21 protein-coding genes and 1 pseudogene are annotated in these 24,856 nt (G+C 68.0%); 11 read left to right on the top strand and 11 right to left on the bottom strand.

What is annotated here, in order from left to right; genetic code table 11:
- Positions 1-102: 102 nt before the first annotated feature.
- The 4 genes from CXY76_RS16585 to sepH are packed head-to-tail and all read right to left on the bottom strand — an operon-like array spanning position 103 to position 4,178.
- Positions 103-795, bottom strand: a complete 693-nt coding sequence (locus CXY76_RS16585; protein ID WP_104166472.1) for a TMEM175 family protein — start codon at positions 793-795, stop codon at positions 103-105.
- Between the two features lie 9 nt (positions 796-804).
- On the bottom strand, positions 805-1,848 hold the full coding sequence (locus CXY76_RS16580) for an aromatic acid exporter family protein (protein WP_369826168.1): 1,044 nt from the start codon (positions 1,846-1,848) through the stop codon (positions 805-807).
- 51 nt (positions 1,849-1,899) lie between these two features.
- Positions 1,900-3,033: a winged helix DNA-binding domain-containing protein gene (locus CXY76_RS16575; protein ID WP_104166470.1), complete on the bottom strand. Its 1,134-nt coding sequence runs from the start codon at positions 3,031-3,033 to the stop codon at positions 1,900-1,902.
- Between the two features lie 29 nt (positions 3,034-3,062).
- Positions 3,063-4,178, bottom strand: a complete 1,116-nt coding sequence (gene sepH / locus CXY76_RS16570; RefSeq protein WP_104166468.1) for a septation protein SepH — start codon at positions 4,176-4,178, stop codon at positions 3,063-3,065.
- Positions 4,179-4,374: 196 nt separating this feature from the next.
- Here sepH and CXY76_RS16565 point away from each other — a divergent pair, with 196 nt between their 5' ends.
- Positions 4,375-4,668 carry a DUF4193 domain-containing protein gene (locus tag CXY76_RS16565; RefSeq protein WP_066599570.1) on the top strand — a complete coding sequence of 98 codons (294 nt, stop codon included), beginning with the start codon at positions 4,375-4,377 and terminating at the stop codon, positions 4,666-4,668.
- A 6-nt stretch (positions 4,669-4,674) separates the two neighbouring features.
- Here CXY76_RS16565 and CXY76_RS16560 read toward each other — a convergent pair whose 3' ends face one another.
- On the bottom strand, positions 4,675-5,130 hold the full coding sequence (locus CXY76_RS16560; RefSeq protein ID WP_104166466.1) for a DUF3093 domain-containing protein: 456 nt from the start codon (positions 5,128-5,130) through the stop codon (positions 4,675-4,677).
- 38 nt (positions 5,131-5,168) lie between these two features.
- On the opposite strand from CXY76_RS16560, the gene dut reads away from it, so the two are divergent.
- The 7 genes from dut to CXY76_RS16525 all read left to right on the top strand — a co-directional run bounded on the left by dut (position 5,169) and on the right by CXY76_RS16525 (position 13,733).
- Complete coding sequence (gene dut, locus CXY76_RS16555; protein WP_104166464.1) at positions 5,169-5,681, top strand: dUTP diphosphatase; 513 nt, start codon at positions 5,169-5,171, stop codon at positions 5,679-5,681.
- An 86-nt stretch (positions 5,682-5,767) separates the two neighbouring features.
- Positions 5,768-6,370: a DUF3710 domain-containing protein gene (locus CXY76_RS16550; protein ID WP_104167337.1), complete on the top strand. Its 603-nt coding sequence runs from the start codon at positions 5,768-5,770 to the stop codon at positions 6,368-6,370.
- Between the two features lie 31 nt (positions 6,371-6,401).
- Entirely contained in the window at positions 6,402-7,214 is an 813-nt protein-coding gene (locus CXY76_RS16545) for a DUF3159 domain-containing protein (RefSeq protein ID WP_104166462.1), read from the top strand.
- A gap of 121 nt (positions 7,215-7,335) precedes the next feature.
- Positions 7,336-10,155, top strand: a complete 2,820-nt coding sequence (acnA, locus tag CXY76_RS16540) for an aconitate hydratase AcnA (RefSeq protein WP_104166460.1) — start codon at positions 7,336-7,338, stop codon at positions 10,153-10,155.
- Between the two features lie 110 nt (positions 10,156-10,265).
- Positions 10,266-12,227 carry a 1-deoxy-D-xylulose-5-phosphate synthase gene (gene dxs, locus CXY76_RS16535; protein ID WP_104166458.1) on the top strand — a complete coding sequence of 654 codons (1,962 nt, stop codon included), beginning with the start codon at positions 10,266-10,268 and terminating at the stop codon, positions 12,225-12,227.
- Between the two features lie 151 nt (positions 12,228-12,378).
- A complete protein-coding gene (locus tag CXY76_RS16530; RefSeq protein ID WP_104166456.1) occupies positions 12,379-12,756 on the top strand; it encodes a MerR family transcriptional regulator in 378 nt (125 codons plus the stop codon).
- Positions 12,753-13,733, top strand: a complete 981-nt coding sequence (locus tag CXY76_RS16525) for an aldo/keto reductase (RefSeq protein ID WP_104166454.1) — start codon at positions 12,753-12,755, stop codon at positions 13,731-13,733. Before CXY76_RS16530 ends, CXY76_RS16525 begins: the two co-directional genes overlap by 4 nt.
- A 100-nt stretch (positions 13,734-13,833) precedes the next feature.
- Here CXY76_RS16525 and CXY76_RS16520 read toward each other — a convergent pair whose 3' ends face one another.
- From CXY76_RS16520 to CXY76_RS16505, 4 genes and pseudogenes are all read right to left on the bottom strand, one after another.
- Positions 13,834-16,026: a 3-hydroxyacyl-CoA dehydrogenase NAD-binding domain-containing protein gene (locus tag CXY76_RS16520; protein WP_104166452.1), complete on the bottom strand. Its 2,193-nt coding sequence runs from the start codon at positions 16,024-16,026 to the stop codon at positions 13,834-13,836.
- A complete protein-coding gene (locus tag CXY76_RS16515; protein WP_104166450.1) occupies positions 16,023-17,228 on the bottom strand; it encodes a thiolase family protein in 1,206 nt (401 codons plus the stop codon). The genes CXY76_RS16520 and CXY76_RS16515 overlap by 4 nt, the downstream gene beginning before the upstream one ends.
- Positions 17,229-17,305: 77 nt before the next feature.
- Positions 17,306-18,502, bottom strand: coding sequence for an HRDC domain-containing protein (locus CXY76_RS16510; protein WP_233200062.1), 1,197 nt, complete (start codon positions 18,500-18,502; stop codon positions 17,306-17,308).
- Between the two features lie 523 nt (positions 18,503-19,025).
- Positions 19,026-19,580, bottom strand: a pseudogene (locus CXY76_RS16505) (DUF3000 domain-containing protein); the annotation flags it as partial.
- Between the two features lie 64 nt (positions 19,581-19,644).
- Here CXY76_RS16505 and CXY76_RS16500 point away from each other — a divergent pair.
- Positions 19,645-20,880 carry a S9 family peptidase gene (locus CXY76_RS16500; RefSeq protein ID WP_104166448.1) on the top strand — a complete coding sequence of 412 codons (1,236 nt, stop codon included), beginning with the start codon at positions 19,645-19,647 and terminating at the stop codon, positions 20,878-20,880.
- On the opposite strand, the gene CXY76_RS16495 is transcribed toward CXY76_RS16500, so the two are convergent.
- Both CXY76_RS16495 and CXY76_RS16490 read right to left on the bottom strand, forming a co-directional pair.
- A complete protein-coding gene (locus tag CXY76_RS16495) occupies positions 20,877-21,323 on the bottom strand; it encodes a SufE family protein (protein ID WP_104166446.1) in 447 nt (148 codons plus the stop codon). The two genes, CXY76_RS16500 and CXY76_RS16495, sit on opposite strands and share 4 nt — an antisense overlap.
- On the bottom strand, positions 21,320-22,222 hold the full coding sequence (locus CXY76_RS16490; protein ID WP_104166444.1) for a sulfurtransferase: 903 nt from the start codon (positions 22,220-22,222) through the stop codon (positions 21,320-21,322). The genes CXY76_RS16495 and CXY76_RS16490 overlap by 4 nt, the downstream gene beginning before the upstream one ends.
- Before the next feature lie 164 nt (positions 22,223-22,386).
- Between CXY76_RS16490 and zapE the strand changes: the two genes are divergently transcribed.
- Entirely contained in the window at positions 22,387-23,433 is a 1,047-nt protein-coding gene (gene zapE, locus CXY76_RS16485; protein WP_104166442.1) for a cell division protein ZapE, read from the top strand.
- Positions 23,434-23,616: 183 nt separating this feature from the next.
- Positions 23,617-24,837 (top strand): ammonium transporter, encoded by a 1,221-nt coding sequence (locus CXY76_RS16480; RefSeq protein WP_104166440.1) that lies wholly within the window; start codon positions 23,617-23,619, stop codon positions 24,835-24,837.
- Positions 24,838-24,856: the final 19 nt, after the last annotated feature.

The raw sequence follows: 24,856 nt of genomic DNA, 5'->3' as shown, positions 1-24,856 counted from the left end.
TACTCGCCGGTGATCTCCTCGCGAACCCGCCGCAGGGCATCCACCACAATTCAGTCTCACCGACGACGCGGCCCTCGAGGCCCCTGCGTGCAGGTCCTTGCCTCAGCCGGCCACCGCTTCGTCCGGCGTGGCCCGCAGGACCCCGGTGCGGCGCAACACCAGGGTGATGAGCGGATCAAGGGCGAACAGGAAGAACGCGGGGGAGCCGACCAGCGTCGCCAGGAGCACGACCGCGAACGCCTGCGCGAGCGCACTGACGTTGTTCATCCTGGCGTTGTGGACCGCGGCGGCCGAGGCGCCCCGCACGAGTCGCCGGCGGGGCGAGCTGGCGTGGAACCACTGCCACGTGCTGAAGACCAGGATCACGAAGAAGTTCAGGGGCAGCAGGGTGCGGCCCAGCAGGAACCGGCTGAGTTCGTCGTTGAGGCTCGTCGTGAACGGAACCAGGACCACGCCGAGGAGGCGGAAATTGTTGAGCCAGATAATGGTGGTGTCCACGCGGGGGATGAATTCGAACTGACGTACGTGGATGAGCCACAGCAGGCTGAGCAGCAGAAAGCTGATGACCACGTTCAGGACGCTCGGCGCCAACAGGTTGATCTGCCGCAGGAACTCGGCATTCGACGTCACGACGCCGATGCTGTCCACGGAGACGTTCAGCACCAGCAGCGTGGCGGCAATGGCGAAGACTCCGTCGGTGTACGACTCCAGACGCCGGGTGGAGAGAACCGTCCGTCGGGCCGCCATCGCCGTCGTCGGCGCAGCGTGGCGCTCGGGCTCCGGGCTGCTCGACATGCGGGCAGCCTACTCGCCGGTGATCTCCTCGCGCACCCGTCGCAGGTCCTCCATCAGGGCGCCGATCAGGATCCAGTGCTGGGGATGCGGGGTCATGATCATCAGTGGCGCCGTCAGGGCGAGGGGCTCGAGCGCCGGAGCCGCCGAGTCGGCCGGCTTCCTGTCCGACGGCACGGTGAGCAACCGTAGATCGTGCGCGGCCCGTTCCAGCTCGATGGCGAAGGCCTGCACGGTGGGCTCGAGGTGCAGGGAGTCGTCGTAGTGGTCCCGCAGCGCCCTCGTCATGCCCAGCGCCCTGGTGACCAGGGGGACGAGGCGGGCATAGAGGTCGGTGTCGGCGTCGAGAACCTCCCGGTGCCTTGCCTGGCGGGGATTGAGGGTCAGGCTCTCCTCGGCCTGGCTGATGGCCCGTTCGGCCTTGGCCAGCATGGGCCGCAGCAGTCGGGCCTGGATCATCAGGCTCTCAAGATCGGTGTATTTCTGCGGGCTCAGCAGCGCGGTGGCCACCCGGTCAAAGGTCGCGGCCACCTCGAGGGTGAGTCGGGTCACCGCGTCGTGTGCGGGCGTGAGCAGCACCGGCGGAACGATCAAGGCGTTGACGATGACAGCGATCGCGGCGCCGAGGATGGTCTCGATGATGCGGTCCCTGGCGTAGGTCGGTGTGGCGGCGCCCAACACGAGCACGAGCATCGCGCTGATCGGGATCTGATTGGCCGAACCCGGGGACAGCTTCAGAGCCCAGGCCAACAGGATGCAGAGCACGATCGCCCCGAGAACGATCCAGCTGTCCTGGCCGAACAAGAGCCCGATGCCCAGGGCGACCAAGACTCCGCCGACCACGCCGAGGCTGCGTTCCAGGGCCCGTCCCAGGGACTGGTTGATGCTGGGCTGAACGACGAAGATGGCGGCCATTGCAGCGAAGATGGGCAGCTCGCCGGGCAGGAGCCACAGCGAGATGACCCAGGCCAGGACCACGGCGACCGAGGTCTTGAGGGTCTGCAGCAGCGGGATCCGTCTGGACACTCGCAAGCTGGTCGTTATTCGCACTGTCATAGGGTACAAGGCGCGAGCCACCGGCCGGATCACCGGTCCCGGCCGGGATGGCTACTGCGCGGCGGGAACGGTCGTCGGGGCCGGGAGCACCTGCACCGGGCGGCCGAGGAAGCGCGCGTATTCCTGCAGGGCACGCTCGGCGGCCGGGAGGGATTCGGTGCTCTGCGCGGTGAAGGGCGTGGGCTGGACCGTGATCGCCCGGGGCCGCCAGTCGCGGCGCCAGGTGCCGAAAACCCGTCCGCCGCGCACCAGGAGCGGGAGGAAAATGCCGTTCTTGCCCGGGACGACCGTGGTCAGCTTCTCGGGCTCGATCGCGAAGCTGCGGTCCCGGTAGCCGAGCAGGTATTCGTCGAAGGCGGGTAGGGCCAGCACGGCGTTCGGACCACGCCCCGGCGCGGCGCGGCGAAGCGGGCCGAGGTCGGAGCGCTGGGGAAGCAGGTGGCGCACGCCGTCGACGTCGAGCGCGTCAAGCTGCTCTCCCGCAACGGCGAGGGCGGTCTTGGCGTCGGTCATGGTGAGCTGGGACCACCAGGCGAAGTCGGTCAGGGGAGCCGGCCCGTGCCCGGCCAGGTATCGCAGCAGGTATTCGCCGAGTGCCTGGTCGCGTTCGAGCTGCCGGGGCCGGGGGACCCATTCCGCCAGCAGCACCAGCATCTGCTGGGCGTCGAGCTGCCGACCCCAGCAGAGGGTTCCCGACTGGGCGAGGTGCCAGATCAGGTGATAGCCCCGCTGGCCGTCGGTGCTGATCCCGTGGCTCTCCAGCAACGCCAGGAAGCCTGCCCTGGTGAGCTCCCGCCCACCGCTGAGGGCATTCTCGGCCACGGTGCGGGAGCGTTCGATGGTGGCCTCGTCCAGGCCCAGGTCGCGGCGCCTGGTTGCCGCACCGGCCCAGAGCCTGGGGGTGGTGAGCCCGAGCAGCCAGGCCAGGTCCGGCGCCGGCACCAGGTGCAGGGTTCCCCGCATCGGCCAGGAGCGCACGATGCGGCCGGAATCGATCAGCCTGTCGACGTCGGCGGAGGTGCATCCGGGTGCGCGCACGGCGACGGCCCACTTGGCCCAGCGGAGGTCCTGCGCCTGCACGGCCAGCAGCCGGTCGACGACCAGCGCGGGATCGCTGACCGACCCGGTCAGCGCCTGGCTGGCCAGGCGACGCCGGGTGATGTCGGAGCGGGAAGCGCGCGTCATACGACCGCAGCCTATGACTCAGGCGGTGATCAGGCCAGGTCGTCGTCGGTGCGTGCGCCGAAGACGATCTCGTCCCAGCTGGGCATCGATGCCCGGCCACGGCGACCGGTCTGACCGGTGCGCGGTTGGCCCGTCGCGGCCTGAGTGGCCCACACATTGCGGGTTTCCTCGGGCGCGGCGGCGGCCGGCTCGGCGGCCGGGGGAGCGTCGTCGACCAGGCGGATCCCGGACTCGGCCGGGGCCCGCTCGGAGCGGCGGGTGTCCACTACGGGTGTGACGGGCGTTTCGGTCTCCCCGGCGGCCGCCTCACGCTCGCCGCGGCGGCGGCGCAACGACTCGAGCAGGTCAGCGGTCTCGCTCAGGCTCTGCGGCGGTTCGGCCGCACGCTTGATGGCGGCCTTGGACACGGCCTCCGTCGTTCCGGCCGAGCGGGCGTACGGCACCGGATCGTGCAACGGAGCCGTGTCGTTGAGGATGTCGTCGGCGAGGGATTCCTTGAACGTGAAGGCGCCGCTGTCGAACCGGCTCACGTCGGCCAGGCTGGTTTCGGCGCCGACGGCACGCAGCCGGGGGATCAGGGCGCCCTTGAGCTCACCCTGCTGGGAGAGCGCTATGGCCTCACTGCCGATCGGCGAGAGGGTGTTCTTCTTCGGTTCGAAGCCCCACCGGGCGTCGTGGTCGATGTCGTCCGCCGTGAAGGCGAGCTTGACGATCCACCCCGCGCCGGGTTCCTTCCAGCTGGCCCACCGTTCGTTGGACGCCCCGAGCGACGCCAGGCGTTCCCGGATGACGCTGCCGAAGTTGGCCTGCTCGTCGATGGGATCGGGGTCGATCGCGGTGTGCACGGGCACGCTCAAAGCGCTCGACACTATGTACTCGCGTTCGGCGACCACGGGGCCCTCGAAGCGCTTGACGAAGTCCAGCGACGCACCGGTCACTGCAGCGACGTCCTCCGCGGACATGCCGGCACGGATGTGCGCCTGCACCTCCCGGGGCGACAACTTGGGACGAACGGACGCATCCGTTTGGGTTTGGCGAAGCCGGGACTGGAGAACCGCATCGATGGGGATCCGAAAACGATCACCCACCTCTGACGCTGCAAGCAGCGCGCCGTTCTCGACTCCGATAACTTTCAAATCCTGCATGGCGAAAGCCCTCTCGCGGTTACTGATGGCCCAACCTTGCCATGCAATGTGGTCATTTCCGGGGAATACTGCGGGCGTGCCGCAAGTTGCTCCCATTGCCAACCTGAAAGGTTGGTGATTGGTTTGCTATTCCGCACGGATTGTTGCAAACTATGGCCGCCGATTTCGTTTATCGGCGTTAATGAAATGGATGGGCATGGCAACCGATTACGACGCACCGCGAAAGACCGAAGACGACTCAGAGTCGATTGAGGCCCTCAAGGAGCGTGTACCCGACAAGATGTCTGGTGTCGTTGATGTTGACGACTCCGACAACCCCGGTGGCTTCGACCTCCCGGGCGCCGATCTGTCCGACCTCGACCTCGACGTCGTCGTCCTGCCCCCGCAGGCCGACGAGTTCACCTGCGTGGAGTGCTTCCTCGTGAAGCACCGTTCGCAGATGTCGCACGAGACCAAGCTCGGCCCGGTCTGCCTGGAGTGCGACGCCTAAGCGCGCTTAGTTACTTGATGCTGGCCGTCGCGATCCATTGATCGCGGCGGCCATTTTCTGTGGCCGGCGACTGGACACCAGCCAGTACGGTGCAGCATCGGTGGGGTCCACAAGCGGGATCCGCACCACGGGCGCGATCCAACCGCGGATCAACAACCACGCGCGGGCATCCAGCTTCTGGCCCCGCTCGAGCGTGGCGTCCGCACCCTCGAGGGGCACGGCCTCACCGAGCAGGCGGGTCTCGATGCGCGCCCGGCCGGCGGTGAGGACTCCGTCGGACACCGTAACCGTCGGCGACGCCAGCACCAGCAGCAGGGCGCTGCCGAGGTAGAGGCCGGCGCCGGTCAGGATCCCCGCCAGCACCGAGATCGGCAGGAAGACCAGGAGGCTCGCGGGGATCACAAGCGCGATGATGATGAAGAGCCACGGGGATGGCCAGAGTTTTTCGCGATAATCGGGCATGGGTCTATTCGACCAGATAACTGCACTACCCTCGACACGTGGCTGAAAGCGTCGAAGTTCTGATTACCGCGTCCGTGCTCCCGACCTACGCCCATCCGGGTGACGCCGGAGCCGACCTGCATGCCTCGGAGGCGTTGGTCCTGGCTCCCGGTGAACGGGCCCTCGTCGGAACCGGTGTGTCGATAGCGCTGCCGGACGGCTACGCGGCCTTCGTGGTCCCGCGCAGCGGCCTGGCGGTCAAGCACGGCATCACCGTCGTGAACTCGCCGGGAACCGTCGACGCCGGCTACCGCGGCGAGGTCAAGGTCTGCCTGCTCAACACCGACCCGGTCACGCCGTTCCCCATCACCGTCGGCGACCGCATCGCCCAACTCATCGTCCTCCCGGTGGCGCGGGCGGTCTTCGTGCCGGTCGAACGCCTTCCCGGCAGTATGCGTGGAGAGGGCGGCTTCGGCTCGACCGGCGTCGCGCCGGGCGCTGCGGCAGACCGCGCCCCCCACACCGAAACGTCCGCCCCGACGGACGCCCACCGAAGCGGAGAAACCCTGTGAGTGACAAAGTGAATCCCGACACGCGCTCGAGCACCAACGAAACGGCCGGCCCGGACAGCACCGAGCTCGCCGGAGCCGAGCAGCAGATCCCCGACCTGCACGCCAAGTCCGCACCCGTCGACCGTGACGTCGACGGCCCCCTCGACGAGTCCGAGGCGAACCCGGTACGCCCATACGTCGACCTCGGCGGCGTGAAGATCCTTCCGCGCGAAGGCCTGCACCTGCGGCTCGAGATCGAAGAGGGCTCCAAGCGTGTCGTCGCCATCGGCCTGGACTACGCCGGATCGACCCTTCAGGTTCAGCCCTTCGCCGCGCCGCGCTCCAGTGGCCTGTGGCAGGAGATCCGCACCCAGATCGCCGACCAGATCGCCAAGCAGGGCGGCTCCACCACTCCCCGTGAAGGTCCGTTCGGCCCGGAACTCGTCGCCGAGATCCCCGTCGCGGCCGGCCAGGGTCCCGCCGGGACCACTCGGCTGGCCCGCTTCATCGGCGTCGACGGCCCGCGCTGGTTCCTCCGCGGCGTCATCGCCGGCGAGGGCGCCATCAACCCGGAAGCCGCAGCGCAGATCGAAGACCTGTTCCGCAGCATCGTCGTGGTTCGCGGTTCCGCCCCGATGCCGCCGCGCGACCTCATTCCACTGCGGATGCCGGCCACCCCGGCCGGTAAGCCCGAACCCACCGGCGCCTGATCTGTCAGGTGCTCTCACCGAAAGTCACCTGATGACGGATTCCCTCTCCGGGCCAGAACCCGAACCGCGTAAGTCGTCCCACGGCACCGACGGCACGAGCGGCCCCGGCAGTGCCGGCAATGGTGGCAGTGCCGGCACCCCGGCCGAGCCCGCCGGCGCACTCGCCGACGGCATGGCCGCGGCCGCCCGACGCGCCGGGTTCAGCCCGGCCGCCGACGGGGAGCCCATCAGTGGCCACGCGCTGCTGGCGGCGATGGGCGGCATCCGCGGCCTGGTCGAGGCCGTCCTGCCCGGCCTGGTCTTCCTGGTCACCTACACCCTCACCCGTGAGCTGATCCCGTCCCTGATCGCTCCGGTGATCATCGGTGTGATCTTCTTCGTGCTCCGGCTGGCCCGCAAGCAGACCGTCACCCAGGCCCTCGGCGGACTCGTCGGTATCGGCCTCAGCGCCGTTCTCGCCCTGTTCACCGGCCGCGCGGAAGACTACTACCTGCCGGGTTTCTGGACCAATGGGGTCTACGGCGCGGCCCTGCTGGTTTCCGCCCTCATCGGCTGGCCGCTTCTCGGCGTGGCGGTCGGGTTCCTGATGGGGGAGCAGCTCGCCTGGCGGTCCGATCCGTCCAAACGACGGGTCCTGACGATCCTCACCTTCATGTGGGCCGGACTGTTCATCCTGCGCCTGGCCGTGCAGCTTCCCCTGTACTACTCAGGCAACGTCGAGTGGTTGGGCGCGACCAAGCTGCTCATGGGCATCCCTCTGTATGCGCCGCTCCTCGTGGTCTCCTGGCTGATGGTGCGTTCGGTGTACGCGGCCACCGCCGCCGCCGAACGGCCGGTGCTATAGTTATCTCGACGTCAAGATAGTTTGCGGTAAGGCTACCCTTGCTGGCAGAACCCGGCGTCAGTTAGTCAGGATTGAGGATTGCGGACGGTTTCCCGTCGGTTTCCACGAAGGAGAGGGCATCGTGTCTGCTGTTAATAGTTTTGGAGCTCGGGACACCCTGCGCGTCGGTTCGACGGACTACGAAGTCTTTCGCCTGGACGCCGTCAAGGGATTCGAGAAGCTGCCGTTCAGCCTCAAGGTGCTGCTGGAGAATCTCCTCCGCACCGAAGACGGCGCCAACATCACCGCGGATCACATCCGCGCACTGGGCGCGTGGGTCCCCACCAGCGATCCCGACACCGAGATCCAGTTCACGCCCGCACGTGTGATCATGCAGGACTTCACCGGCGTGCCGTGCATCGTCGACCTCGCCACCATGCGTGAGGCCGTCGCCGACCTCGGCGGCGACCCCAACAAGATCAACCCGCTCGCCCCGGCGGAGCTCGTCATCGACCACTCGGTCATCGCCGACCTGTTCGGCAGCGAGAACGCCCTCGAGCGCAACGTGGAGATCGAGTACGAGCGCAACGGTGAGCGCTACCAGTTCCTGCGCTGGGGCCAGACCGCGTTCGACGACTTCAAGGTCGTCCCGCCGGGAACCGGCATCGTGCACCAGGTCAACATCGAGTACCTGGCCCGCGTCACGTTCACCCGTGAGGTCAACGGCATCCTGCGCGCCTACCCCGACACCTGCGTCGGCACCGACTCGCACACCACGATGGTCAACGGCCTGGGCGTGCTCGGCTGGGGCGTCGGCGGCATCGAGGCCGAGGCGGCCATGCTGGGCCAGCCCGTGTCGATGCTGATCCCCAAGGTCGTCGGCTTCAAGCTCAATGGCTCCATCCCCACCGGCGTCACCGCAACGGATGTGGTGCTCACCATCACCCAGATCCTGCGCCGCCACGGCGTGGTCGGTAAATTCGTCGAATTCTACGGCGAGGGCGTCGCCCAGGTCCCGCTGGCCAACCGCGCCACCATCGGCAACATGAGCCCGGAGTTCGGCTCCACGGCGGCCATGTTCCCCATCGACGACGTCACCCTCGGCTACCTGCGCCTCACCGGTCGCAGCGAGGAGCAGGTCGCTCTCGTCGAGGCGTACTCGAAGCTGCAGGGCCTGTGGCACGACCCCGCCCAGGAGCCCGTCTTCAGCGAGTACCTCGAGCTGGACCTCGGCACCGTCGTACCGTCGATCGCCGGCCCGAAGCGTCCGCAGGACCGGGTGGAGCTCACCAACGCCAAGTCGCAGTTCGAGATCGACCTGCAGAACTACGCCACCCATGACCTGTCCATGGTGGACGCGGCCGTCGAGGCGTCGTTCCCGGCGTCTGACCCCATCGGTTTCACTGCCGAGGACGAACAGAGCGCGCACCAGATCTCCCACCAGCACGTGAGCCACGCTCCCGTCTCGGTGTCGAGCCCCGTGCCGATCACCACGGCCGACGGCACGAGCTACACGCTGGACCACGGTGCAGTTGCCGTCGCGGCCATCACCTCCTGCACTAACACGTCGAACCCCTCGGTCATGCTCGCCGCCGGCCTGCTGGCGCGGAACGCCGTGAAGAAGGGCCTGAAGTCCAAGCCCTGGGTCAAGACCACCCTGGCGCCGGGCTCCAAGGTCGTCACGGACTACTACGCGAAGGCCGGCCTCACCGACGACCTCGAGGCCCTGGGCTTCTACACCGTCGGCTACGGCTGCACGGTCTGCATCGGCAACACCGGACCGCTGATCGATGAGGTTTCGGCCGCGATCAACGACAACGACCTGGCCGTCACCGCGGTGCTCTCCGGAAACCGCAACTTCGAGGGCCGGATCAGCCCGGACGTCAAGATGAACTACCTGGCCAGCCCGCCGCTGGTCATCGCATACGCCCTGGCCGGTTCGATGAACTTCGATTTCGACACCGACGCCCTCGGTAAGGACACCGACGGCAACGACGTCTTCCTCAAGGACATCTGGCCGGACTCCGCCGAGGTGCAGTCCACGATTGACAGCTCGATCGACACGGCGATGTTCACCAAGGAATACGGTGAGGTCTTCGAGGGCGACGAGCGCTGGCGTGCACTGCCGACGCCGGACAGCGAGGTCTTCGAGTGGGACCCCAAGTCCACCTATGTGCGGAAGCCCCCGTACTTCGACGGCATGACCCTGGAGACCACGCCGGTCTCCGACATCGTCGATGCCAGGGTCCTCGCCAAGCTCGGCGACTCGGTCACCACCGACCACATCAGCCCGGCCGGCAACATCAAGGCCGACAGCCCGGCCGGTGCGTACCTGATGGAGCACGGCGTCGAGCGTGCCGACTTCAACTCCTACGGCTCGCGCCGCGGTAACCACGAGATCATGATCCGCGGAACGTTCGCCAACATCCGGCTGCGCAACCAGCTGCTGGACGGCGTCGAGGGCGGCTACACGCGTGACTTCACCAAGCCGGACGCACCGCAGTCGTTCATCTACGACGCCAGCCAGAACTACCAGGCTGCCGGCACCCCGCTGGTGATCTTCGGCGGCAAGGAGTACGGTTCCGGCTCGTCGCGGGACTGGGCGGCCAAGGGCACCAGCCTGCTGGGCGTCAAGGCCGTCATCACCGAGAGCTTCGAGCGCATCCACCGCTCCAACCTGATCGGCATGGGTGTGGTCCCGCTGCAGTTCCCGGCCGGCGAATCCTGGTCGAGCCTGGGCCTGGACGGCACCGAAAGCGTGTCGATCAGCGGCCTGGAGGAACTCAACGCCGGCAGCACGCCGAAGACCGTGCACGTCGTCGCGACGCCGACGGCACACTCGGCAGCGGGCAAGCCCGTCGTCGAGTTCGACGCCGTGGTGCGCATCGACACCCCGGGCGAGGCCGACTACTACCGCAACGGCGGCATCCTGCAGTACGTGCTGCGTTCCCTGGTCGGATAGCTTCACAGACTGGTAAGACAGCTGGCGCGTAGACTCGGTTCATTCGATCTGCGCGCCAGTTCTTTCTCAGCACGCGACGCGAAGCACTCAGAACGCGAAAGGTAGTGCCCATGACCCTTCTGGAGACGATCCACGGTCCCCGGGACCTCGACGGCCTCACGAAGGACCAGCTGGAAGAGCTGGCTGCGGAGGTCCGGACCTTCCTGGTCGCGGAGATCTCGAAGACCGGCGGGCACCTGGGCCCCAACCTCGGCGTGGTCGAGATGACCATCGCCATCCACCGGATCTTCGATTCGCCGCGCGACGCCATCGTCTTCGACACCGGTCACCAGTCCTACGTGCACAAGATGCTCACCGGTCGGCAGGACTTCAGCCGGCTGCGCCAGTCCGACGGCCTGGCCGGCTACCCGCAGCGCAGCGAATCCGTGCACGACATCGTCGAGAGCTCGCACGCCTCCAGCTCGCTGTCCTGGGCCGACGGGATCTCCCGCGCCTTCGAGATGACCGGGCAGAGCGACCGGCACGTCATCGCCGTCGTCGGCGACGGGTCGCTCACGGGAGGCATGACCTGGGAAGCGCTGAACAACATCAGCGACGACAACAACCGCCGCCTGATCATCGTGATCAACGACAACGGCCGCTCCTACGCGCCCACCATCGGCGGCATGGCCAGGTTCCTCAACACCGTGCGACTGCGCCGCAGCTACCGGGCCGCCTACCTCTCCAGCCGGGAGGCCTTCGACCACATGGGCGCGCCGGCCCGCGCCATCTTCCGCGGCGTGCGCGGCGGCCTGCACGGCTTCCTCAGCCGCTTCTCCAACAACGAGGCGCTGTACTCCAACCTCGACATCAAGTACATCGGCCCGGTCGACGGCCACGACATGGAGGCCATGCTCGAGGCACTGCGCCAGGCCAAGGACTACGGCGCTCCCGTGATCGTGCACACCATCACCCAGAAGGGCAAGGGCTACGATCCCGCCGTGCAGGATGTCGCCGACCAGTTCCACGCCGTCGGCGTCATCGACCCCGAGACCGGTGAACCCACCGAATCCGCGGGAGCACCGTCGTGGACCTCGGTCTTCGCCGACGAGCTGCTGAGCCTGGCCACCGACAACCCCAAGCTGGTGGCGATCACCGCGGCCATGCTGCGTCCCACCGGCCTGCACAAGATGGCCGAACGGTTCCCCGAGCGGGTGCACGACGTCGGCATCGCCGAACAGCACGCGGTGACCAGCGCCGCCGGGCTCGCGTTCGGCGGCTTGCACCCCGTCGTGGCCCTCTACGCCACCTTCATCAACCGTGCCTTCGACCAGGTCCTGATGGACGTCGCCCTGCACCGGGCCGGCGTCACCTTCGTGCTGGACCGGGCCGGGGTCACCGGGCCGGACGGTCCCAGCCACCACGGCATGTGGGATCTCGCGATCCTGCAGGTCATCCCGCACATCCGGCTCGCCGCACCGCGCGACTCCACTCGCCTGCGTGAAGAACTCGCCGAGGCCGTCCTCGTCGACGACGCTCCCACGGTGCTCCGATTCCCCAAGGGCAGCACCGGCGTCGAGTTCGACGCTCTGGAGCGGCTGTCCGACGGCGTCGACGTGCTCCTGCGCAGCAGCCAGCAGGACGTGCTGATCGTCACCGTCGGTCCGATGGCCGGCATGGGCCTCGAGGTCGCTGAGCGGCTCGCCGCCCAGGGCATCGGTGCGACGGTCGTCGATCCGCGCTGGGTGGTCCCGGTGCCGCAGAGCATCATCGAGCTCGCCGCCCAGCACCGCATCGTGGTGAGCATCGAAGACGGCATCCGGGTGGGCGGTATCGGCACCCGCATCCGCCAGGACCTGCGCGAGGCCGGCGTCGACACCGCCGTCACCGAGCTGGGCCTGCCTGACGAGTTCCTCGACCACGGCACCCGCGCCGAGATTCTCGAGCGGGTCGGCCTGACGCCCCAGCACATCGCCCGTGATGTCGTCGCGATGGTGCTCGGCAGCAAGCTGCCGCACGCCCGCGCCCTGCCCGCCGACGCCGGCCGATCCGAAACCGGCACCATCCCCCTGCAGCGCGCCCCCCGCGACTAACGGCATCGCCCGCCCGTCAGATTCCGCGAAAGCGGCCAAGTGGTTGCTTCCGCGGTGGTGAAGCAGCCACACGACCGCTTTCGTGAAGTCGGCGCGGCCGGATCGGGACGCCGCTTGACTTAGAGTGCGCTCGAGGTTTTAGGGTTCCAGCATGACCCCAACCGACGAACAGCTTTCGATCTCTGAGGTCGCCGAGCGAACCGGACTGAGCGCCCACACACTGCGGTACTACGAGCGGGCGGGCCTGATGCTCGCACCCATCCATCGGGCTTCGTCCACCCACCGGGCCTACTCGGCGCGGGACGTGACCTGGATCATCTTCCTGACCCGGCTGCGCAGCACCTCCCTGCCCATCGCTTCGGTGAAGGAGTACGCCGACCTCGCACGGCGCGGCGAAGACACCATGCCGGACCGTCTCGAGCTGCTGCAACGGCACCGCGTCTCCGTGGTGGCACAGCTCGCCGACATTCAGGCGAGCCTCGCCGCCATCGACTACAAGATCTCCCTCTACGAAAGGACCACCGTATGAAGCACGTCACCCTGGGCGCCGATTCGCCCCTCGAGGTCGGCCGGCTCGGACTCGGCTGCATGGGCATGTCCGCGTTCTACTCTGGCGCCGGCACCGATGAGGCCGAGTCGATCCGCACCATCCGGAGGGCCATCGACCTCGGGGTCACCCTGTTTGACACCGCCGAAATCTACGGCCCGCACCTGAACGAGGAGCTCCTCGGACGGGCCCTGGCGGGCCGCCGGGACGACGTGGTCATCGCCACGAAGTTCGGCACCATTCAGCATCGCACCGACGGCTCCAGGGGACTGGACGGCAGCCCGGAGAACGTGCGCCTGTCCGTCCACGGGTCGCTGGCCCGTCTCGGCACCGACCACATCGACCTGTACTACCAGCACCGCATGGACCCCGGCGTGCCCGTCGAAGACACCGTCGGCACCCTCGCCGAGCTCATCAGCGAGGGCCTGATCGGCCACTACGGCCTGTCAGAGGCCGCGCCGGACACCATCAGGCGGGCGCACGCCGTTCACCCCGTCACGGCGCTGCAGACCGAGTACTCGCTGTGGAGCCGCGACCCGGAGGCGGAGCTGCTGCCCCTGGTGCGGGAGCTCGGGATCGGTTTTGTGCCGTACTCGCCGCTCGGCCGGGGCTTTTTGACCGGGGCCATCCGCTCGCTCGACCAGCTCGATGAGGATGATTTCCGGCGCAGCAATCCCCGGTTCGCCGGTGCCAACCTCGCCGCCAACATCCGCATCGTGGAGCAGGTCGACGCAGTCGCCACCGACCTCGACGCCACGCCGGCCCAGGTGGCCCTGGCCTGGCTGCTCGCCCAGGGGAACGACATCGCCCCGATCCCCGGCACCAAGAGGGCCGACCGGCTCGAGGAGAACGTCGCGGCGGATGCGCTGGTGCTCAGCGATACCCAGCTCGCGGCCCTGTCCGCGATCGGTGCGCCCGTCGGAGACCGCTACGCCGACATGACGCCGCTGAACCGGTAGTAACCGGTTGCCCACCCGCATCTGTTGCCGAATCGGACAATTGTGGCCGGCACACCGGCCACAATTGTCCGCACGGGTAACAGTTGTGTCGACTCGCCCGCTAGCTCAGCACGGGAGTGCTGCTCGCCGGGGCCGCGGAGCCGACGCCGCGCACCATCGGGGTGTGGAACGTGCCGCCGAAGACCCGCTCGCTGGCGCCGACCCTGTCGAGGTACGGGGTGATCCCGCCCATCTGGAACGGCCAGCCCGCGCCGAGGAGCATGCACAGGTCGATGTCCTCCGGCGCGTGCACCACGTCGTCGTCGAGCATCCGCTTGATCTCGTCGGCGAGGCCGTCCTCCACCCGGCGCAGGATCTGCTCCGCCGTGATCGGCGTCGTGCCGCCGGCCACGATCTTGACGGCACCCTTGTCGAAGCCGGTGATCTTGCCGCTGGAGTTGCGGTCGAGGATCTTGCCGTGTTCGGCCAGGCGGTGCAGGTTGGTGCTCTCGAAGAACCGGTCAGGGAACGCGGCGTGATGGGTGTCCAGCACGTGCGCGCCGACCTTGAGGCCCACCAGCTCCAGCAGCTCGAACGGTGTCATCGGCAGGCCGAACGAGGCGAGGGCGCCGTTGACGACCTCGAACGGGGTGCCGGTGTCGACGGCGTGCATGGCCTCGCCGAGCAGCTTGGCCAGCACCCGGTTGACGACGAAGCCCGGGGTGTCGCGGGTGATGACGGCGTTCTTCCGCAACTTGGCGGCGATCACCATCGCGGTCGAGAGGGTGGCCTCATCGGTTGTGGGAGTGTTCACGACCTCGATGAGCGGCATCACGGCGACGGGGTTGAAGAAGTGGAAACCGACCAGGCGTTCGGGGTGGGCCAGCTTCGCGCCGATCTGTTCCACCGACAGCGATGAGGTGTTGGTGGCCAGCACGGCGGTGGGGGAGATGTGCTTCTCGATCTCGGCGAAGACGTCCTGTTTCACCCCGAGCTCCTCGAAGACCGCTTCGATGACCCAGTCGGCGTCGGCGAAATCGGCCTTGTCGGTGGTGCCCGTCACCAGGGCGCGCAGCCGGTTCGCCTCGTCGGAACTGATCCGGCCCTTGTCCTGCAGGGTCTGGATCTCGCCGTGGATGTAGGCCACTCCCTTGTCGACCCGGGCCTGGTCGAGGTCGGTGATCACGACGGGCACCTTCAGCCGGCGCACGAAGAGCAGCGCGAACTGGCTGGCCATCAGGCCGGCGCCGATGACGCCGACCTTGCCGATGGGGCGGGCCAGGGCCTTGTCCGGGGCTCCGGCCGGGCGCTTGGCGCGTTTTTGCACCAGGTTGAAGGAGTAGATGCTCGCGGGTAGCTGATCGCCGGAAATGAGGTCGGCAAGGGCGTCGTCCTCCCGGGCGAATGCTTCGGCCTTGGTGCCGGACTTGGCTGCCTTGATCAGGTCCAGGGCGGCGTATGGCGAGGCGGCCACGGTGCCGATGCGGGACTCGAGCATCTTGCGGGCAATGCCGATGGCGGCGTCCCACTTGACCAAACGCTCGATCTTGCCTGGCGCGTTGGGCCGGCTCACGGTGACGTTGCCGGCGATGACACCGTCGGCCCACCGGATGGAGTCCTCCAGGAAGGTCACCGACCTGAACATGGTGTCGGCGATGCCCAGCTTGAGCGCGTCAGGACCGGTCAGGGTGCGGTTGTTCTTCAGCGGGTTCTCGACGATGACCTTGAGGGCGTTCTCGATGCCGACCAGGTTGGGCAGCAGGTAGGACCCGCCCCAGCCGGGGATCAGGCCGAGGAAGACCTCGGGAAGCGCGATGGCCGGGACGCTCTCGTCGACGGTGCGGTAGTCGGCGTTCAAGGCCACCTCGAGGCCGCCGCCCAGGGCGAGGCCGTTGATGAACACGAACGACGGCACTCCGAGGGTGCTCAGCTTGCCCAGTGAAAAGTGACCGAGCTGGGCGAGCAGCTTGCCCACCTCGCGGGACGGGATCTCGCTGACCTTGCTGAGGTCGGCTCCGGCCGCGAGGATGAACGGCTTGCCCGTGACGGCCACACCGTGGATCTCGCCCCGCCCGGCGCGAGCGGTGAGCTCGTCCATGACGGCACTGAATTCCAGGAGTGTGACGGGGCCGAGCGTATTGGGCCGGGTGTGGTCCCGCCCGTTGTCGAGCGTCAGGAGGGCGAGGGTGCGTCCGCCGGACAGCGGGACATCCCGGACGAGCGAGTGGGTGACGACTTCGTCACCCGACACCACAACGAGCGGGGAGAAGTCCACGGTGGCGTAGTCGATGGGGGTGCTGGTCGTGGAGGTCATCGCTTGGCTGCCTTCTTGTTGAAGTGCGGGTTTTCCCAGATAACGGTGCCGCCCTGGCCGAGGCCGATGCACATGGCGGTGAGGCCGTAACGCACCTCGGGGTGCTCGGCGAACTGGCTGGCGAGCTGGTTCATCAGGCGCACGCCCGACGAGGCGAGCGGATGGCCGATGGCGATGGCTCCGCCGTACTCGTTGACGCGGGGATCGTCGTCGTCGATGCCGAAGTGATCAAGGAAGGAGATCACCTGCACCGCGAACGCCTCGTTCAGCTCGAAGAGGCCGATATCGGTGATCGACAGGCCGGCCTTGCGCAGCGCCTTCTCGGTGGACGGCACGGGCCCCAGGCCCATCACCTCCGGCTCGACACCGGCGAAGGCGAAGCTCACGAGCTTCATCTTCACACTGAGGCCGAGTTCCTTGGCGGCGCCGCCGCTGGCCAGAAGGCAGGCGGTGGCGCCGTCGTTCAGGCCGGATGCGTTGCCGGCGGTGATGCGCCCGTGCGGGCGGAACGGCGTCTTGAGGCCGGCGAGGCCCTCGAGCGTGGTCTCGGGGCGTGGCGCTTCGTCCCGGGTGGCCAGGCCCCAGCCGGCGGCGCTGCGGGTGGCGATGGACACCAGGTCCGGCTGGATCTTGCCGGCTTCGTACGCGGCCGCGACCTTCTGCTGGCTGCGCAGGGCATACCGGTCGGAACGGTCCTTGGTGTACTCGGGGAACCGGTCGTGGATGCGTTCGGCGGTCGCGCCCATGTTGAGGGCGTCCTCACTGACCAGGCGTTCGCTGAGGAATCGGGGGTTCGGGTCTACCCCGGCGCCCATCGGGTGGCGACCCATGTGTTCGACACCGCCGGCGATGGCGAGGTCGTAGGCGCCGAAGCCGATCGCGGCGCCCATGGTGGTGACCGAGGTCATCGCCCCCGCGCACATACGATCGATGGCGAAGCCGGGCACCGTGACGGGCAGGCCCGCCAGCAGGGCCGCCGTGCGACCGAGGGTGAGCCCCTGGTCACCGGCCTGGGTGGTCGCCGCGATGGCGACATCATCGATGCGTTCGCCCGGTACGGACGGGTTGCGCTCCATTAGTCCGGTGATCGCCTTGACGACCAGGTCGTCGGCGCGGGTATTCCAGTACATACCCTTCTCGCCGGCACGACCGAACGGGGTGCGAACCCCGTCCACGAAGACGACTTCAGTTCTCTCGGCCACTTTGCCTCCATCACTCAAAACAGGTATCGCACGATCCTAGGGTGACGGATTAACCGGTGTGAATCCTTTGACTGTTCCTACGAATCCGCGTCCGAGGGAACGGAGGTGCTTTGGTGGACTTCCACAAAGGCATCCGCGATTAGTTGTGCAGTGGCCTCAATCTGCCAGGTTCGCGCGCCGAGCCCGGCGAGGGCCTCGCCGACGGCATCGGCGCCGGCCGGCTCCGGCGGCTGCCACGACACCCGACGCAGATGGTCGGGGGTGAGCAGATTCTCCAACGGCACCGCGCGCTCTTCGGAGGCCGCCGTCAGGGCGGCCCTGGCGGCCTTGTACCGCAGGTCGGCGTCGGGATTGCGGTCCGCCCAGGCGCGGGGCGGCGGCAGGGCGTCGCCGTTGGCCTTCACGGAGGGCAGGTCGACGCTGGCGAGGCCACGCAGAATGGCCTTCCACCACCTGTCGAGTTCGGTTCGGCTGGCGCGACCGTTGAATTCGCGCAGCTCGGCGAGGGCGTTCCGGGTCGCGGGCAGCAGGCGTGCTGCGGCCACGAGCGACGCGTCGGGAACCAACCGGCCGGGGGAGACGTCGAGCTCCTGGGCGAGAGCGTCCCTGGCGACCCACAGTTCGCGGGCCACCGCCAGATTGCGCTGGCCGCGCACGGCGTGCAGCCCGGACAGGCGGCGCCACGGCTCCGCGCGGGCCGGCTTTGCCTCCTTGGCGAGCACCGCGGCGAACTCCTGGTCGGCGATCTCGGTCTTGCCGGATTCCACGAGCAGGTCGACCATGCTGTCGCGGAGGTCGGGGAGCAGCTCCACATCCAGTGCCGCGTACACCAGCCAGCTTTCGGGCAGCGGCCGGGTCGACCAGTTGGCCGCGGAGTGTTCCTTGGCCAGGTGGATGCCGAGGAGTTCCTCGACCACGGTGCCGAGTCCCACGCGGGGAAGGCCGAGCAGGCGTGCCGCGAGCTCGGTGTCGAAGATGTGGGCGGGGTCGAGGCCGACCTCGCGGAGACAGGCCAGATCCTGACTCGCTGCGTGCAGGATCCATTCCTGACCGGCGAGTGCGTCGTTGAGTTCGCTGAAGTCGCCGATAGCCGGTGGATCGAACAGGAAGGTGCCGGCATCCCGGCGGAAGATCTGGATCAGGTAGGCGCGCTGGGAGTAGGTGAAGCCCGATGCGCGTTCAGCATCGATGCCGATCGGGCCGGTTCCCTGGGCGAGCATGTCGAGTGCCGCGAGATAGGCCGCGCGGGAGTCGATGACCTGATGGGTGACCACGGGCCGGTCAACCACGGGATGCACGGTGTGCCGAGAGATACGCAACGCCCGACAGGTTCGGTGCAGTGCTGTTCAAAGCAGTACTGGTCACTGCCGTGCTGCTCAAAGCCACGGGGTTCAGACCCAGGCCGCCGTTCTGGCCGGTTTCGGTTCCGACTGTATTTCCTGCCATGACGTTCATTCCCGCGGTCTCCCTGCCGGCGCGTTCAGCGCCCGGCGCATCGAGGCCGGCGAAATCGCCACCGGCCGTTTCCCTGCCGGCAGACTCGCGGCCGCCGGCGGCCACTCCCAGCGTATGCAATCCCGGGCCGGTTCGCAGAACGGAGGACGCCCGCGGTCCGATCTGATCCACCGGGCCGAGCGTGATCCCGGACGTGCCCTCTTCCGAGGTGCCCTGTTCCGACCTGCCCTGCTCCGACCTGCCCTGTTCCTCGGCGCCGGATGGATGCCCATGCCGAGCGGAGGAAGAGGTAGCGGAGGAGGAGGAAGCGGAGGGGTGGCCGTGCCGGGGCGGTGCGGGCAGCTCGCTGGCGGGCGGGAGGCCGGCGAGCATGCACAGCAGCTCTCCCCACCCTTCCACGTGTGCGGCGAGGTCGTTGTCCAACGGGCTCCACGACGCCCGCAGCTCGATCTGGGCGCCATCGCCCTGAGCGGCGAGCTCGCCGAAGCCCGAGGAAAGGATCTTGGTAGCGGTGCCGGAGGCGGCGGTGTAGTTCGCGCCGCGGGCGTCCAGGGCGTCCACCAACCAGGCCCAGGCGACTTCGGCGAGGAACGGATCGACTCCGATGTCGGTCTCGAGCGGAGCCTGGGCGAAGCAGACGACCCGGAACGGCCCTCCCCAACTTTCGGGTTCGTCGGGGTCATAGAGCAAGATGAAGCGTCCGGTGCCGAAGTCGGAGTCGCTGCCGTGCCGCACCGGCGTGACGTCCGCGGACAACGCGACGGCGTACGGGGCGAGGTTTCCGGGGGCCGAAATCTCGGTGACCACCAGCTCCGGGCGCGGGCTGGAAGAACGGATAGCGTCGAGCGCCGCGGCAAACTGCGCAGGGCGGTGGGGCTGATCCTCTGAATCGGGCACGTCTGCAGACTAGAGTTTTTTCCGTGCGCTGGTGCGAGGCACGCCGAGCAGCGCGGAGGTAGGCATGACAGGGATCGGTGCAGGAGCGGAATCCAGGCGCGGCCTGGCGTCGGCAGGGCTGGTGATCGCGGGCGGCGTCGTCGCGGTGAGCGCCGCCGCGACGCTGGCGGTCGGAGTGCTGGCCGGTGTCATGGCGCGGCGCATCGTGACCCCGCCGACGAAACGCGCCGACGACACGAGGGTGTTCGATGTCGACGTCAGTGCCGGCACCATCACGCTCGAAGCCACGAAGGATGCGGTCCTTCCTGGCGACTACAGCTTCTGGTTCGCCGGCGACTCCGGTCATGCGCGGCTGGGCGCCATCGAGGCACGCACGGCGACGACGGTGACCCGCCGCATCCTGACCGTGGACTTCGGTGACCTCGGCTCCGCAACCCGAGGCCGTCTGGGCGGGTACTCCTTCCTCGGTCCGTGGGACCTCGGGCTCGAGTTCTCCAATGTGACGGTGCCGACCGAGCTGGGGGATGCTCCCGCCTGGCTGATCCCCGCTGCGGAACCCTCCGGACGCTGGGTGATCCAGGTCCACGGCCGCGGGGTTCGTCGGCACGAGACGCTGCGGGCCGTTCCGGTCTTCAACGCCGCCGGCTACTCATGCCTGCTGGTGTCCTACCGCAACGACGGTGAAGCGCCGCCGAGCGCCGACGGCCGGTTCGGGCTCGGCGACACCGAGTGGCGTGACGTGGAGGCCGCCATCGACTTCGCCGTGGGCCACGGAGCCACCCAGATCGTGCTGATGGGCTGGTCGATGGGCGGCGCGATCGCCCTGCAAGCGGCGACCCGCGCGAGGCACGACGGCCGGCTCACCGGCATCGTGCTCGATTCGCCGGTGATCGACTGGGCGGATGTCGTGGCCTACCAGGCGCTCACCCTCCGTCTTCCGCGGGCGGTGGTGCGCGGCGCCCTGGTGGTGATGGGGCGCCCGTGGGGACGGATGGTGACGGGGCTGCATCTGCCCATCGACTTCCCCCGATTGGACTTCGTGTCCCGGGCGAACGACCTGAGTCTGCCGATTCTGATCCTGCACAGCGACGACGACGGCTACGTGCCGTCGGCGCCGTCTCGTGCCCTCGCCGAGCGGCGACCCGACATCGTCACCCTGGTGCCGTTCGAGGTGGCCAGGCACACCAAACTGTGGAACTACGATCCGGCCGCCTGGAACGCGGCCATCCTCGGCTGGCTCGGCACTCTCGGGTCGGCACACCCAGCCGTGACGGCGGCCGGGGACACCCAGAACAGCTAGCCCAGGGCGGCCTGTCGTTCGCGCAGCTGGCGCTTGGTGCGACCCAGCATGGCGGTCATGCCGCGCAGCCGTAGCGGTGAGACGGCCTGGGTGAGGCCGATCGACTGCGGGTAGTCATCCGGAACGGCCAGGACGTCTTCGACGCTGAGGCCGTCAAGGCCCTGGGCGAGGATCGAGGCGAAGCCCCGGGTGGTGGGCGACTCCGCCGGCGCCGTGGCGTACAGGTGCACGGAACGGTCGTCGTCAATCTCGACGAAGATGAACACCGGCGACTGGCATTCCACGACGCGTTCAAAGAGGTCGGGGTGGTCCCGGTACTTCTCAGGAAGCTCCGGGAGCTCGTTGGAGAACTCGAGCAACAGCATCAGGCGATCCGGCTGTTCGAGCGCCAGGAAGTCTTCGCGGATCTCGGCGAGCTGGCCGGGAAGGTCGACGGTGCTCATCGGGGCGCCGGGGCGGTGCCGGGTGCGGTGCCCTGCACGATCGGGACCCGCACCGCGCTGCCCCACTCGGTCCACGAGCCGTCGTAGTTTCGCACGTTCTCGAGTCCGAGCAGGTAGGTCAGCACGAACCAGGTGTGGCTGGACCGCTCGCCGATGCGGCAGTAGGCGATCACGGGGTCGTCGCCGGTGAGCCCGGCCTCATCGCGGTAGATGGTCTCGAGCTCGGCACGGTGCCGGAAGGTGGCGTCCTCGGCCGCGGCACGGGCCCACGGCACCGACACCGCCGAGGGGATGTGGCCGGCCCGCAGGGATCCCTCCTCGGGGTAGGCGGGCGCTGTGGTGCGTTCGCCGCTGTACTCCTCCGACGAGCGCACGTCGATGAGCGGTTGGCCGAAGTGGGCGAGAACGTCGTCCTTGAACGCGCGGATGGGGGCGTCTGCCCGCTCGACGACGGGGTACTCGGCCGGTTCCGCGGACTCGCGGTCTGTGGTCAGTTCGCGGCCCTCGGCGATCCACTTCGCGCGGCCGCCGTCGAGCAGGCGAACGTCGTCGTGGCCGAACAGTGTGAACACCCAGAGCGCGTATGCCGCCCACCAGTTGCTCTTGTCTCCGTAGATCACCACGGTGCTGTCGCGGCTGATGCCCTTGCGGCCCAGCAGGGCGGCGAAGCCGGCTCCGTCGATGTAGTCGCGTTCGACGGGGTCGTTGAGGTCGGTGTGCCAGTCGATCTTGACGGACCCGGGGATGTGGCCGGTCTCGTACAGGATCACATCTTCGTCGGACTCGACGACGACCAGGCCGGGGTCGCCGAGGTGGGCCTGCAACCAGTCGGTGCTGACCAGGCGTTCGGGATGCGCGTACGCCGCGAACGTGGCCGATGGATCTGTTTCGACTGTCATGGTTTCCTCCGGGAGGGCTCGTGAACCTGGACGACGGCGCGGCCCTGGTGTGCGTGCATTTAGGCTGGTGAACAACCTGCGCGCAGGTCTCCAAGGTACAAGGCAGAACCCCGCACCGAAATTCCACCAGGATGGCGGGGACAGACAGGAACCGGATGTCAAACATGGTCAGTGCGACCCGAAAGCTGCCCCTTCGACTCGTCGACAGGTCGCCAGACATCACCGGTGCGGAGATCGTCTCCGAACTCGTGCCGCCACCGCAATTCGAACACGCCTCGTTCGAGTCCTACCGGCCCGACCTCGACTATCCGTCCCAGCTCGAGGCCGTGGAACGGCTGAACGCCTTCGCAGCGTGGCGGGCCCGGCCGGGCGGGTTCTTCTCCCGTACCCGCAAGACCAAGGCCGAGTTTCCCGGCATCTACCTCGACGGCGGCTTCGGCGTGGGCAAGACCCACCTGCTGGCGGCGCTCTGGCACGGCGCACCCGGTCCCAAGTACTTCGGCACCTTCATCGAGTACACCGCGCTGGTCGGCGCCCTGGGGTACGCCGAGACCGTGACCCAGCTCTCCGGCGCGAAGCTCATCTGCATCGACGAGTTCGAGCTCGACGATCCGGGCGACACCATGCTGATGACGCGGCTGCTGGGCGAGCTGATCGCCTCAGGCACCCGGGTGGCCGCCACCTCCAACACCCCGCCGAACTCGCTCGGCGAAGGCCGGTTCGCGGCGGCTGACTTCCTGCGGGAGATCCAGGCCATGTCCGCGAACTTCGAGACCGTGCGCATCGACGGACTCGACTACCGCCGCCGGGACGCGTCCGGGCACGCCGAGGCCGTTCTGCCGGAGGAATTCGACCGCCTGAATGAGGCCCTCGTGGAGCGCGGCTCCACGGTGACCTGTGACGACTTCGGGGCTCTGATGCGGCATCTCAGCACCGTGCATCCGTCGAAGTACATCAAGATGATCGCCGACATCGACGTGATCGCCCTGCGCAACGTCTACCTGCTCACCGACCAGACCGATGCGCTGCGCCTCGTGGCCTTCATCGACCGGGTCTACGACGCCGAGATCCCGATCATCGCCAGCGGCCTGCCGCTGCATGACGTCTTCGACGCCGAGATGATGGAAGGCGGCTACCGCAAGAAGTACCAGCGTTCCCAATCCCGGATGGTGGCGCTGACCACCGGTGAGCTGCCGCCGCACGCCGAATGAGCGGCCCCCCACGAAACACGCTCTTAACGTTCTCGCCGATTGCGTAACCTACCCGAAACACGACGGTACGCCTCTTGAAACGTCTGGGTCGGAGACTGAGTGGCGTACCCGGGGACTGCCCAGCACACTCGACCTGCGGCTTCGAGGTACGCCCAGCTAACTCGAGAGGTGTGAGGACAATCTATGGACACGGGAAGCATTGCATGGGGGTTGACGGCCACCGCACTGGTGCTGTTCATGACTCCGGGAGTCGCGTTCTTCTACGGCGGCCTGGTCAAGGCCAAGAGTGTCGTCAGCATGATGATGATGAGCTTCGGCGCACTGGGACTGATCACGGTCCTCTGGATCCTGTACGGATTCAACATGAGCGCAGTCGACGGGCCGACCCAGTTCGCCGGTAACCCGTTCTCTGACTTCGGACTCGGTTCACTCGCCACCGGCGAGACCGGCAACCTCGATCTCCTCGGCGCCACTTACGGTGCGACCTTCGCGATCATCACCGTCGCCCTGATCTCCGGTGCCGTCGCCGACCGGGCCAAGTTCGGTTCCTGGATGATTTTTGCCGGAATCTGGGCCACCCTGGTCTACTTCCCCGTCGCAGCCTGGGTCTGGGGCGGCGGCTGGATCATGAGCCTCGGCGAGACCCTCGGCCTTCCCGGTGTCATCGACTACGCCGGCGGTACCGCCGTGCACATCAACGCCGGCGCCGCAGCCCTCGCGCTCGCCCTCGTCCTGGGCAAGCGCATCGGCTTCCAGAAGGGCATCACCAAGCCGCACAATGTGCCTCTGGTGCTCCTCGGTGCCTCCATTCTGTGGTTCGGCTGGTTCGGCTTCAACGCCGGTGCCGAGTGGCTGAACGGCCTCGCCAACGTCGGCCTGATCGTGGTCAACACCCTCGGCGCGACCGCCGCCGCCATCCTCGGCTGGCTGATCGTCGAGAAGATCAAGGACGGCAAGGCCACCTCGGTCGGCGCCGCATCCGGTGCTGTCGCCGGCCTCGTCGCCATCACGCCCGCCTGCGCGAACCTCGAACCCGGTTGGGCGCTGCTTCTCGGTGTCGTTGCCGGTGCCGTGTGCGCCATGGCCATCGAGATGAAGTTCAAGTTCGGCTTCGACGACTCGCTCGACGTCGTGGGCATCCACCTCGTCGGTGGCCTCATCGGCACCCTGTACCTGGGCTTCTTCGCGATCGGCACCGGCCTCTTCGTCGGTGGCGACCTCGGTCAGCTCACCGTCCAGGCCATCGCGGCCTTCGCGGTGCTCATCTACTCGTTCGTCGTCGCCTTCCTGCTGGGTCTTGCCATCGAGAAGACGATCGGCTTCCGCGTCAAGAACGAAGACGAAGTCGCCGGCATCGACACGTCGGTGCACGGAGAAGAGGGCTACGCCCTCGCCAACGTCTAGCGCTCAGAGAACAGGGCAC

This window comes from Cryobacterium sp. N22 (genome assembly GCF_002929555.1).
Lineage (GTDB): Bacteria > Actinomycetota > Actinomycetes > Actinomycetales > Microbacteriaceae > Cryobacterium.
The sequence above is the reverse complement of the archived record's forward strand: the minus strand, read 5'-3'. Positions and strand labels throughout refer to the sequence as shown.

What these genes read in the sequence shown, in the direction of transcription:
- CXY76_RS16585 (WP_104166472.1), bottom strand. Translation starts at nt 795, where the DNA reads ATGTCGAGCAGCCCGGAGCCCGAGCGCCACGCTGCGCCGACGACGGCG.
- CXY76_RS16580 (WP_369826168.1), bottom strand. Translation starts at nt 1,848, where the DNA reads ATGACAGTGCGAATAACGACCAGCTTGCGAGTGTCCAGACGGATCCCG.
- CXY76_RS16575 (WP_104166470.1), bottom strand. Translation starts at nt 3,033, where the DNA reads ATGACGCGCGCTTCCCGCTCCGACATCACCCGGCGTCGCCTGGCCAGC.
- sepH (WP_104166468.1), bottom strand. Translation starts at nt 4,178, where the DNA reads ATGCAGGATTTGAAAGTTATCGGAGTCGAGAACGGCGCGCTGCTTGCA.
- CXY76_RS16565 (WP_066599570.1), top strand. Translation starts at nt 4,375, where the DNA reads ATGGCAACCGATTACGACGCACCGCGAAAGACCGAAGACGACTCAGAG.
- CXY76_RS16560 (WP_104166466.1), bottom strand. Translation starts at nt 5,130, where the DNA reads ATGCCCGATTATCGCGAAAAACTCTGGCCATCCCCGTGGCTCTTCATC.
- CXY76_RS16545 (WP_104166462.1), top strand. Translation starts at nt 6,402, where the DNA reads ATGACGGATTCCCTCTCCGGGCCAGAACCCGAACCGCGTAAGTCGTCC.
- dxs (WP_104166458.1), top strand. Translation starts at nt 10,266, where the DNA reads ATGACCCTTCTGGAGACGATCCACGGTCCCCGGGACCTCGACGGCCTC.
- CXY76_RS16530 (WP_104166456.1), top strand. Translation starts at nt 12,379, where the DNA reads ATGACCCCAACCGACGAACAGCTTTCGATCTCTGAGGTCGCCGAGCGA.
- CXY76_RS16525 (WP_104166454.1), top strand. Translation starts at nt 12,753, where the DNA reads ATGAAGCACGTCACCCTGGGCGCCGATTCGCCCCTCGAGGTCGGCCGG.
- CXY76_RS16520 (WP_104166452.1), bottom strand. Translation starts at nt 16,026, where the DNA reads ATGACCTCCACGACCAGCACCCCCATCGACTACGCCACCGTGGACTTC.
- CXY76_RS16500 (WP_104166448.1), top strand. Translation starts at nt 19,645, where the DNA reads ATGACAGGGATCGGTGCAGGAGCGGAATCCAGGCGCGGCCTGGCGTCG.
- CXY76_RS16495 (WP_104166446.1), bottom strand. Translation starts at nt 21,323, where the DNA reads ATGAGCACCGTCGACCTTCCCGGCCAGCTCGCCGAGATCCGCGAAGAC.
- CXY76_RS16490 (WP_104166444.1), bottom strand. Translation starts at nt 22,222, where the DNA reads ATGACAGTCGAAACAGATCCATCGGCCACGTTCGCGGCGTACGCGCAT.
- zapE (WP_104166442.1), top strand. Translation starts at nt 22,387, where the DNA reads ATGGTCAGTGCGACCCGAAAGCTGCCCCTTCGACTCGTCGACAGGTCG.
- CXY76_RS16480 (WP_104166440.1), top strand. Translation starts at nt 23,617, where the DNA reads ATGGACACGGGAAGCATTGCATGGGGGTTGACGGCCACCGCACTGGTG.